At 50.9% G+C, this 9,914-nt stretch carries 10 protein-coding genes and 1 pseudogene; 6 read left to right on the top strand and 5 right to left on the bottom strand.

The features are described from left to right. Positions 1 to 40 precede the first annotated feature (40 nt). From BM181_RS11355 to BM181_RS11365, 3 genes are read left to right on the top strand one after another with little or no spacing between them, the layout of a single operon-like run. The gene (locus tag BM181_RS11355; RefSeq protein ID WP_075445027.1) at positions 41 to 1,789 is read left to right on the top strand and encodes a 1-deoxy-D-xylulose-5-phosphate synthase; all 1,749 of its coding nucleotides are present in this window, start codon (positions 41 to 43) and stop codon (positions 1,787 to 1,789) included. Positions 1,790 to 1,813: 24 nt separating this feature from the next. Beyond that, entirely contained in the window at positions 1,814 to 2,293 is a 480-nt protein-coding gene (locus BM181_RS11360; protein WP_075445029.1) for a flavodoxin, read from the top strand. Between the two features lie 18 nt (positions 2,294 to 2,311). Next, a complete protein-coding gene (locus BM181_RS11365) occupies positions 2,312 to 3,430 on the top strand; it encodes an MBL fold metallo-hydrolase (protein ID WP_075445047.1) in 1,119 nt (372 codons plus the stop codon). A 238-nt stretch (positions 3,431 to 3,668) separates the two neighbouring features. Here the strand turns inward: BM181_RS11365 and BM181_RS11370 are convergent, their stop codons facing one another. The 3 genes from BM181_RS11370 to BM181_RS11380 form a co-directional block, all read right to left on the bottom strand. Further along, positions 3,669 to 3,818, bottom strand: coding sequence for a phosphatase PAP2 family protein (locus BM181_RS11370; RefSeq protein WP_143092182.1), 150 nt, complete (start codon positions 3,816 to 3,818; stop codon positions 3,669 to 3,671). Between the two features lie 94 nt (positions 3,819 to 3,912). Beyond that, positions 3,913 to 4,329: a hypothetical protein gene (locus tag BM181_RS11375; protein WP_075445031.1), complete on the bottom strand. Its 417-nt coding sequence runs from the start codon at positions 4,327 to 4,329 to the stop codon at positions 3,913 to 3,915. Between the two features lie 366 nt (positions 4,330 to 4,695). Then, positions 4,696 to 6,069, bottom strand: a complete 1,374-nt coding sequence (locus BM181_RS11380) for a DUF389 domain-containing protein (protein WP_075445033.1) — start codon at positions 6,067 to 6,069, stop codon at positions 4,696 to 4,698. Positions 6,070 to 6,209: 140 nt separating this feature from the next. Between BM181_RS11380 and BM181_RS11385 the strand changes: the two genes are divergently transcribed. The 3 genes from BM181_RS11385 to BM181_RS11400 all read left to right on the top strand — a co-directional run bounded on the left by BM181_RS11385 (position 6,210) and on the right by BM181_RS11400 (position 9,283). Next, the gene (locus BM181_RS11385) at positions 6,210 to 6,689 is read left to right on the top strand and encodes a PAS domain-containing protein (protein ID WP_256211368.1); all 480 of its coding nucleotides are present in this window, start codon (positions 6,210 to 6,212) and stop codon (positions 6,687 to 6,689) included. A 176-nt stretch (positions 6,690 to 6,865) separates the two neighbouring features. Then, on the top strand, positions 6,866 to 7,351 hold the full coding sequence (locus BM181_RS11395) for a threonine synthase (RefSeq protein ID WP_082336285.1): 486 nt from the start codon (positions 6,866 to 6,868) through the stop codon (positions 7,349 to 7,351). 279 nt (positions 7,352 to 7,630) lie between these two features. After that, on the top strand, positions 7,631 to 9,283 hold the full coding sequence (locus BM181_RS11400) for an FAD-dependent oxidoreductase (RefSeq protein ID WP_075445035.1): 1,653 nt from the start codon (positions 7,631 to 7,633) through the stop codon (positions 9,281 to 9,283). 114 nt (positions 9,284 to 9,397) lie between these two features. Here BM181_RS11400 and BM181_RS15865 read toward each other — a convergent pair. Together BM181_RS15865 and BM181_RS15870 are read right to left on the bottom strand one after the other, a co-directional pair. Then, positions 9,398 to 9,667, bottom strand: a pseudogene (locus BM181_RS15865) (integrase core domain-containing protein); the annotation flags it as partial. 38 nt (positions 9,668 to 9,705) lie between these two features. Further along, positions 9,706 to 9,914: transposase (locus BM181_RS15870; RefSeq protein WP_442758764.1), on the bottom strand; the 209-nt coding region annotated here is incomplete at its 5' end.

Consider the following 9,914-nt stretch of genomic DNA (forward strand, 5'->3'; position numbering starts at 1 on the left):
AGATTATGAATGTTGTAAGCTAGAGCAAAGGAGCGATTTCATGTATTTGGAGAAAGTCACGGGTCCTGAGGATATCAAAGGGTTCTCGGCGGAGCAGCGCAGAGCGCTGGCTCGCGAAATGCGGGAGGCTATGCTGAAAAGAGCCAGTATCCATGGCGGCCATTTCGGCCCGGATTTCGGTATTGTGGAGGCCACGATTGCCTTGCATACGGTGTTTGATTCGCCGAAGGATAAGTTTGTCTTTGATATTTCCCATCAGGCCTATCCCCATAAGATGCTGACGGGCCGCAAGGATGCCTATCTCTATGAGGAGCATTACGACGATGTGTCGGGCTATACCAACCCCGAGGAAAGCGCGCACGATATGTTCAATGTGGGCCATACGTCTACCTCCATCAGTCTGGCAACGGGACTGGCCAAGGCTCGTGACCTCAAGGGTGACAAGGAAAATATCATCGCCATCATCGGCGATGGTTCCATGAGTGGCGGTGAAGCATTGGAAGGGCTGGATACTGCCGGGGAGATGAAGTCCAATCTGATTATCGTGTTCAATGATAATGACCAGAGCATTGCTGAAGTTCACGGCGGCATGTATAAGGGCTTTAAGGAATTGCGTGATACCAATGGTAAGTCGGAACGCAATCTGTTCAAGGCTATGGGACTTGATTATCGCTTCGTGGCCGATGGCAATGATGCCGAGGCGATGATTGCGGCTCTGGAGGAAGTCAAGGATATCGATCATCCTGTGGTGCTGCATATTGTCACCAAAAAAGGAAAAGGCTATAAGTTTGCCGAAGAGAATAAGGAAGAGTGGCACTGGCATATGCCCTTTGATATCGAGACCGGTGAAGTGACACAGCCGTTGATTGACCCTTATGCGGAACAGACGGCGGAGACCTTCCTGCGGCTGGCCAAGGAGGATAAGAAATTCATCGCCATCTCGGCAGCAACTCCTGCCAGCATGGGGCTTACCCAGGCACGCCGTGAGGAGCTGGGTGAGCATTATATCGACGTGGGCATTGCTGAGGAGCAGGCGGTGGCTATGGCATCCGGTTTGGCGAAAAATGGTGCCCATCCGGTCTTTGGGGATTATTCCTCGTTCTTCCAGCGTACCTATGACCAGCTGGCACAGGATGTATGTGTCAATAACAGCCCCGCAACCTTCCTGGTGTTCTGGGCCTCCATGTACGGCATGAATGATGTAACCCATCTGGGCTTCTACGACATCCCCATGATGAGCAATATCCCCAATCTTGTTTATCTGGCACCCACTTCGCCGGAGGAATATCAGGCCATGCTGGACTGGTCGGTGGCGCAGGAAAAATACCCGGTAGCCATCCGGGTGTCCCATATGATGGTGGGGAGCTCCAACCGTCCTGTCCGCAAGAGCTATGACGAGCTGAACAAGTACGAGGTGGTCCGCCAGGGCAGCCAGGTGGCTCTTATCGGTCTGGGCAGTTTCTGCAATCTGGCGGAAGAAGCGGCGGCCAAGCTCAAAGAACAGGGCATGGAGGCTACGGTAATCAATCCGCTCTTTATCACGGGGCTGGATGAGGAACTGCTGGAAAGCCTGAAGGAAAACCACGATATGGTGGTGACGCTGGAAGATGGCGTGCTGGAAGGCGGCTTCGGCGAGAAGATTGCCCGCTTCTATGGTGCTGACAGGATGAAGGTGCTGAACTTCGGCCTGCCCAAGAAATTCTATGACCGCTATGATTACGGTAAGCTGGCGCAGGAACATCATCTGACTGCTGAACAGATTGCCGAGGATATCATAAAGACTTTATAAGTGTAGAAGGGAGAAGGATCCATTATGAGCAAAGCATTAGTCGCGTATTTTTCTGCCAGCGGTGTGACGGCTAAGGTTGCCAGCAATCTGGCCGAGGCCGCAGGGGCAGATCTTTTTGAGATCAAGCCGGAGGTGCCCTACACAAAAGAAGACCTGAACTGGCAGGACAAGAACTCCCGCAGCAGCGTGGAGATGCGGGATACTGCCTCCCGTCCGGCGGTGGCGGGCAAGGTGGAGAACATGGGAGATTATGATGTGATTTTCCTGGGCTTCCCCATCTGGTGGTATGTGGCTCCCCATATCACTAACAGCTTTCTGGAAGAATATGACATGTCAGGCAAGAAAATCATTCTTTTTGCCACTTCCGGCGGCAGCGGCTTTGGCAAGAGCGTTGCAGGCCTTCAGGATAGCTGCCCGGGGGCGACGGTTATGGAAGGAAAAATTTTGAACGGCTGTCCTTCAATCGATGAGTTGAAAGAATGGGTGGACAGTCTGACGCTCTGATTTATAATGGGGAAAAAGATGAACCGCAGAACATTTATTATGGGAGGTATCGGTGCTGTGGGCATGCTGTCTGCCGGCGGCTGGCTCTTTACCAGGCGGCCGGAGTTTGGCCGCCTGCCCCAAGGGCAAAGGCTGGCCCGCGTGCAGGCCTCGCCTCATTATAAAAACGGCCAGTTCCAAAATCTGGTGCCGGTGCAGGTGATGAATGAGGAGAGCGGGGAGAATCGCTTCGTGGCTATGGCGAAATTCCTCTTTGGGGATAAATCCGAGCTTTCTCCCCAGGAAACCATGCTATCTCAAAAGACAGATCTGAAGGCTTTGGACAAAGACAAGGATGCTGTGGTGTGGCTGGGGCATTCCAGCTTCTTTTTGCAGCTGGGAGGACGCAGGATACTGATTGACCCGGTATTCAGCGACTATGCTTCGCCGGTGTTCTTCATCAACAAGGCCTTTCCTGGCAGCAATGTCTACACGGCTGATGATATGCCGGAGATTGATGTGCTGGCCATTTCCCACGATCATTGGGACCATCTGGATTATCCTACTGTCATGGCCCTGAAGCCCAAGGTGAAGCAGATTGTCTGTCCTTTGGGCGTAGGAGAGCATTTTGACTTTTGGGGATTTGACATGTCAACGATCCGTGAGGAAGATTGGGATACGGAAGTCAGGCTGGCGGAGGATTTTTCTGTCCATATCTTACCCTCCCAGCACTTCTCTGGCCGCTTCCTTGACCGCAATCCAACCTTGTGGTGCGGCTTTGCCTTTGTGACGCCCCAGCGGAAGGTCTATTATACCGGCGACGGGGGCTATGGCGAGCATTTCAAGGCCATCGGCGAAAAGTTTGGCGGTTTTGATCTGATGCTGGGTGAAAACGGCCAGTACAATATGGCCTGGCATGCCATCCATATGCTGCCGGAGGAAACCGCCCAGGCAGCAACGGATGCAAGGACAAAACTGCTGCTGCCAGCCCATGGCGGCAAGTTCGCCCTTTCCCGTCATCCCTGGCAGGAACCTTATCGGGAGCTTTCCCACTTTAGCCAGGGGCGGGGGTATAAGCTGCTGACCCCGGAAATTGGCGAAGCGGCTTATCTTGACAATGCCCAGAACTTTGGGCTCTGGTGGGAGAACATGAAATAACAGCAAAGGAGCGTCATCGATGTGGATGTCGCTCCTTTGCTGTGTGGATTTTTATTCTCGTTTTTCAACTGCCGTCCGATTAATATCAGAGAAAATGTTTGAGGGATATTCCTGTTTACAAAAATTTATGTATGAATGAATTGTACAGGGAGGATTATGAAAAAAGCTAATATAAACAACTAAAATGACATGTCAAAAGTCAAACTGGAGAGTCTGCTTCTTTTTGATATGTTGTTGTTTATTTCCGGTCAAAGATGGTGCTGCGCAAGTGCCAGGTCAGGCAGCCGCCAACAAAGGCTACGATTATGCCGCTTACTACATCGGTGGGGTAGTGGACACCTGCATATAGACGGGAAAAGGCCATGATGACCGCGAAAGCTTCGTCCATAAATTACCTCGCTTGGTGTACTGTGTCAAAAAGACATGTTCGCCCATTATCGTTCGTTTATGGGTTTATTGTCAATGAGAAAAGGCACAGTGCATTATTCCTTTTTTTCTTTCTTTAAAGGCGAGCACTCCATGGACAAATTCTTCTTGGCGTAAGCTTGCAGGTCATCATGATTTTCCACAACATCTTCTACATAGGCTTTGATGTCTTTTTTGAGGCCTTCCGTATCGGCCGCAGACATTTCCCCGAGCTTTTGGAATGTCTGTTTGTTTTGGCGGGTAAACTCATAATCGTCGTCGTATTTGCGGAACAGCAGGCGGATCATCTTGCGGCGTAGGAATTTTTCCCGGATGATATTGTCCCGCTCCTGAATCCAGGCAATGGACAGCACCGCCAAAACCAGGAATCCCATATAGCCCAGCAAGGGATACATCCAGGATACCAGCTTGGTGAAACCGCCGAAACTGCAGATATAGCCCAAGATTACAATGCCAATGATATAACGATGCATTTTGCGTACATCATCCCCGGCGAAACGGCGGGCGGTGGCGTAATAAAGACTGAAGGCCGTGTTGAAAATCAAGGCAAAGGCACCAATGCCATGGAAACGCCATTCATCACGCAGAGAGCAAAGTAATTCATAACGGATAGGTAGATATTCGGCATAATTGTCCGAAACTCAAAAAGTATTGCAGCATATCTTGGCCGGAAGAAAGCCCAGCTCCCACCAAAACGCCCACATAGGCCATGGCTATGGATAAGGCATCCTTACTGATACGCAAAAAATTCATGGAATCACCTCGTATAGCAAAAAAATGAAAAACATATAAATATAAATTGATTTATACCCAAATGACCTGGGATACTCCATAATGTATTAATCTGTTTCTGGTGTAATTCGCAGGATAAAACTTACGGGAAGTTCAGTTTCAGCATTTAGCCATTTTTGCAACCGGGCTTGTTCGTCTTCGGTAAGTGGTGATTTGCATGTAATGACGGCCAGGAATCCTGTGGGGATGATTTGGCCATCCTTGTTTTCCGTGGCAACGGTGGCTCCTTCAACGCCGGTGAAGGAGGGGAACAGGATAGGGGCTTTTTCCCGTATGCTGGCCAGCAGCTTTTGGTCGGCCTCGAATCGCTGGTAGGCGGGGCTGTAACGCATGCTCAGTTCCTTGTACTTGCGCAAATCTTCCTGGGCCTTGGCAAGGCTGGCTCCGCCAGCGGCGTTCCACTGGGTGTTGATGAGGTTTTGGACATCCTCAGCGCGGACGGTGCCGGACAGATCGTTCTGAATGATATGCAGGTTCCAGTCTGCAAAATGGGAATAAGTCTGCAGTTTTTTTTCCAGTTCGGCCTGTTCTTCATCTGTAACCGTCCGGCCGATAAGAGTCAGATCCAGTTTTTTCTCCTGGGGATTCAGATGAAAGGCGACGACCTGCGGGTTTCCCTGCTGGAAATTGCTTTCGATATAGGCTTTGACCTGCGCATGTTCCAGATTGTTGCGGATGCTCTGGTAGGCCATATACATGCTGGGCAGGATGATGAGCACTCCCAACAGAGAGAGAAGCCAGCGCTGGCGGCGGAAAACTTGCTCGGATACATAGGTCTTGGCAGGAATCTTGATGAATTTCAGCACGATAAAGGTGGTCAGGCAGATGAAGAAACTGTTGATAAAGAAGAGGTAGAGCGCGCCAAAGAAGAACTTGGGCGAATAGGTGGCCAGTCCATAGCCTGCCGTGCACAAGGGCGGCATCAGGGCGGTGGCGATAGCTACGCCGGGAATCACATTGCTCTTTTCGATGCGGGTGCTGCCGATGATGCCGGCCAGGCCGCCAAAGATGGCGATAAGCACGTCCCAGATGGTCGGCTCCGTGCGGGCCAGAAGTTCTGTGGAAGCGGTGTCAATGGGGGAGAGGGTAAAATATACCGCTGAGGTCAGGACGGAGAGACTGACCTGAAACACGAGCTTCAGGAAGGATTCCCGGACATAAGCGCTGTCATAAGTAGCCATGCCATAGCCTAGGGACATGATGACCCCCATCAGGGGCGAGATCAGCATGGCACCGATGATGACGGCGGTGCTGTTCATGTTCAGACCAATCGAGGCAATGAAAATGGCAAGAATCAGGATGCACATGTTTGTGCCTTTGAGGGTGCCGCCGCTATAGATGCGCTCCGCGATTTCTTCCAAGGGAGCGCGGTCCTTTTCCAGGTCAAAGATATTGGCGGCGACGGTTTTGAGGGTATTCATAGATATTCCTCCTTAGATGGCCGTTGCGTGTCTCAAACGCCGTATAGCTCCTTCATGAAATACCTTCTGGGAACGAAAAATGGAACGTTCGCTTCTACATAACTTCGTGATACAGGCTAGATTTCCTGCTGTCCAATGGATTGCTTCAAAATAAAATAGAGGGCGGGAAGATTGGCCAGCGCTTTGAGCACTTTGTCAAAAGTGCCATGGAACAGGGCGATACAAATGAGGATTTTGTAGCCAATGATTTCTTTCGCAAGAAGGGCAAGCTGATTCGTACGTCGTCGGTTATGATTCGTGATGATGAGGGCAAACTGATCGGTGCGCTCTGTATCAATATCGACATGACAAGGATGTTGCAGCAGGCAGAATACATTCAGTCCTTCCTGCCCCAGGTGAAGGAAAAACCAACGGTCAAGAAGGATGTTTCTCCTGACCGGGTGGAAGATATGGTCTTTTCGCTGATTGATAACATCTTGGCCGATTGTGAGACATCAGCCCTTTCCCGTGAGGAACGCATTGCTAAGATACGCTTCATGGACACACGAGGCATCTTCCAGCTGAAAGGCAGCATTGAGCAGGTGGAAGAGCGCCTGGGGGTAAATAAGGTTACGGTATAGCCAAATTTTTCGGCGGCCATAAGCCGACCCGAACGGTGGTGCCCACCGGCAAACTGCATCATGGTGCTTTGGTGGAGGTGGAAGCTGTGGCCGAACTGCGGGAATGGACCATCGACTGAAAACAGAGATTGGCAGGCTTTGGGGCAAGTATTTATTGTTGAAGGGAGCGAGTCAAAATGAAATATGTATGCAGCAAATGCGGTCATGAAGAAGAGATTCAGACCTTGAAGGTAAAATGTGATTGCGGCGGTTTGTGGAAGCTGGACTTTCAGCCGCCTAAGCTCAGCCGGGACTTGATTGACCAGGATACCTGGAGCATTTTCCGTTACCGGAAATTTATGACTTTGCCCGATGAAAGCTGGCGGCAGGTTACCCTGGGGGAGGGGATGACACCCATTGTTCCTTTGGATGAAGACGTGCTGGTGAAGATGGACTACTATATGCCCACTCTTTCCTTCAAGGACCGGGGCGCTGCCGTATCGGCCACCATTCCTGAGGATAAGATTCTCGCTGCCCGGGAAGCGCTGTCCCGCCGGGGCATATATGCAGAACATACCACTGCTGCTGTATATGCTGGTTATTTACACTATTGCGAGGAGCATGGACGTACCCGCGATGCCCTGATCTCCATGTGCGGGGCTGGGCTGAAGTCTGACCACTAAAGATAGTGAATGAAATCCCCTTAAGTGAGCACTTTTTCAAGGGCTTGCTTAAGGGGATTTTTGACTTATTTGCAGAAAGACTTGCAAAATGCAGGTAGTAGCGGTATGACATAGCAAGTACATAAAAAAAAATATCAAAACTCTGGGCCAATGCGGGCCTGGGGAATCCAGCAAACCTTGCACGGATATGTAAAAGTGATTGAATCACGAACGATTATCCGGTAAATTGCTATAATCATAATAACATCGAGAAATTGATATTCGTTTGGAGGTATGATTATGGCAAAATATATCGTAGTTGGCGGCGTGGCAGGCGGTGCTACGGCAGCTGCCCGTCTGCGGCGGCTGGACGAAGGGGCAGAAATCATTCTGGTGGAGCGTGGCGGCGATATTTCCTTTGCCAATTGCGGCCTGCCCTATTATGTAGGGGGCGTTATTCCTCGGCAGGACGATTTGCTGGTGATGACACCGGCCAAATTCCGCGGGCTTTTTCATGTGGATGTGCGGGTGCAGAGCGAAGTTATAAAGGTGGATACGGCAGCCCGTCAGGTAGTTATTCGCCATGGGGAGGAAGAATATCCGGAAAGCTATGATGCCCTGCTGCTGTCTCCGGGTGCCCAGCCCCTGCGGCCGCCGATTCCGGGCATCGACCATGAACGCATTGTAACCCTGCGCAATGTACCAGATGCTGCGGTTTTGAAGAAGCTGGCCGGGGATTATCCTCAGGGGCGTGCCGTGGTGGTCGGCGGCGGTTTCATCGGCGTGGAAGCGGCGGAGAATCTGCAGGCCCAGGGCCTGTCCGTGACATTGGTGGAAGCAGCACCCCATATTCTGGCTCCTTTTGATACGGATATGGCAGCCCTGGCAGAAGCAGAACTGCGTCAGAATGGCGTGAAGCTGCTATTGGAGCAGGGCGTACAGGAATTCCTTCATCATGAGGATGGCACCATTGGCGTTAAACTTCCTCAAGAGGTGTTGACGGCTGATTTTGTGGTGCTGGCCATCGGCGTGCGTCCGGATACGGCATTCCTGCAGGACAGCGGTATCAAGCTGGGGGAGCGAGGGCATATTTTAGTTGATGAATATATGCAGACCAGTGCCCCGGCAGTCTTTGCCGTAGGTGATGCGGTGATGACCTTTGACGGCCTGACGGGAAAGAAGGCGGCGTTGCCTTTGGCTGGTCCCGCCAACCGTCAGGGGCGGCTGGCCGCTGACAATATTGCTGGCAAAAAACGCAAGTATGCCGGTGTGGTGGGGAGTTCTGTGCTCAAGGTCTTTTCTTTGACTGCTGCCGCCACTGGCAAAAACGAGCGGGCCTTGCAGCAGGCGGGGCTGGTTTATGGCAAAGACTATCGTTATACCATCACCTATCCCAATGATCATGCATCCTATTATCCCCAGGCGGAGCCCTTCGCCCTTAAAGTGCTGTTCAGCCTGCAGGATGGCAAGGTCCTTGGTGCCCAGGCAATTGGTAAAAAGGGCGTGGATAAGCGGATTGATGTGTTGGCTTCTGTTTTGCGTTTAGGCGGCACGGTGTATGATTTGGAAGATTTGGAGCTTGCCTATGCGCCGCCCTTCTCTTCAGCCAAAGACCCGGTGAATATGGCCGGATACTATGGCGATAACATCCTGCAGGGGCTGACTAATCCCCTGTTGCCGGCGGAACTGGTGGCAGAACAGGAGCGGGGGGCATTGATCATCGATGTGCGTCCGCCGGAAATGTTTGCGGCAGGCCATGTAGAGGGCGCAATCAATATCCCGGCGGCAAAAATGCGGGAACAGCTGGATAAGCTGGATAAAAAACGGCCCCTGGTGGTCATCTGCAAAATTGGCATGAACGGATATTTCATGGAACGCATGCTGAAGCAGTCAGGCTTTGAGGTTCGCAATATGATGGGTGGTTTCACCTATCTGCAGGGAATTTTGCCCTAAACGACCTATATTGCCTTGGGTCAATCCTTACCTTGGCCTTCTTTGGCGGCCGGCGGCTGGATGTCTATTACACCTGGGAGAATATTCCGTTGAGACTTTTCCTATCTGTAGTGGTCAAGCATTTTTGTAACACTTGTGCCTTAATAATTGCTGATTTCCTGTCCTGGCTTCGAATGGAGTCTTGTAACCATTATATGAATGTGGCCGCACATGGTTATACCAGACATAAGCGAACTCTTCAACAGATGCATAAAGATTGTCCGCTGCTAGATAGTCATGCAGGTAAATCCATTCATTCTTTAGCGTATTGAAGTAGCGCTCCATCAGAGCATTATCATAGGGATAGCCAGCTTTGCTCATACTTTGGGTGATGCCTGCTGACTCACTCTTGAGCACACGCTGTTTCTGGGCACGATAAGCCTCTAATCGATTTCCTTTGCAAAGAATGCCGCTGCTTTTTTTAGGAAAAGATTCTCCTTTCTAAGCTTACGTATTTCTTTCATGGAGTCGTATTCATTCTGGCTTTCAGGATTGTTCTGGCATTCTTCGCGAAATTCGTTGCACCAGTTGATAATGCTGGCTTTTGACATTCCATACTCTTCAATGATGCTTCTTATAGATCGGCCTTCTT

It is taken from the genome of Pseudoselenomonas ruminantium (assembly GCF_900113715.1).
In the GTDB taxonomy this organism is placed as follows: Bacteria; Bacillota; Negativicutes; order Selenomonadales; family Selenomonadaceae; genus Selenomonas_A; species Selenomonas_A caprae.

Excerpts from the sequence above, each read along its gene's own strand:
- BM181_RS11355 (WP_075445027.1), top strand. The coding sequence starts at position 41 with ATGTATTTGGAGAAAGTCACGGGTCCTGAGGATATCAAAGGGTTCTCG.
- BM181_RS11360 (WP_075445029.1), top strand. The coding sequence starts at position 1,814 with ATGAGCAAAGCATTAGTCGCGTATTTTTCTGCCAGCGGTGTGACGGCT.
- BM181_RS11365 (WP_075445047.1), top strand. The coding sequence starts at position 2,312 with ATGAACCGCAGAACATTTATTATGGGAGGTATCGGTGCTGTGGGCATG.
- BM181_RS11370 (WP_143092182.1), bottom strand. The coding sequence starts at position 3,818 with ATGGACGAAGCTTTCGCGGTCATCATGGCCTTTTCCCGTCTATATGCA.
- BM181_RS11375 (WP_075445031.1), bottom strand. The coding sequence starts at position 4,329 with ATGCATCGTTATATCATTGGCATTGTAATCTTGGGCTATATCTGCAGT.
- BM181_RS11380 (WP_075445033.1), bottom strand. The coding sequence starts at position 6,069 with ATGAATACCCTCAAAACCGTCGCCGCCAATATCTTTGACCTGGAAAAG.
- BM181_RS11395 (WP_082336285.1), top strand. The coding sequence starts at position 6,866 with ATGAAATATGTATGCAGCAAATGCGGTCATGAAGAAGAGATTCAGACC.
- BM181_RS11400 (WP_075445035.1), top strand. The coding sequence starts at position 7,631 with ATGGCAAAATATATCGTAGTTGGCGGCGTGGCAGGCGGTGCTACGGCA.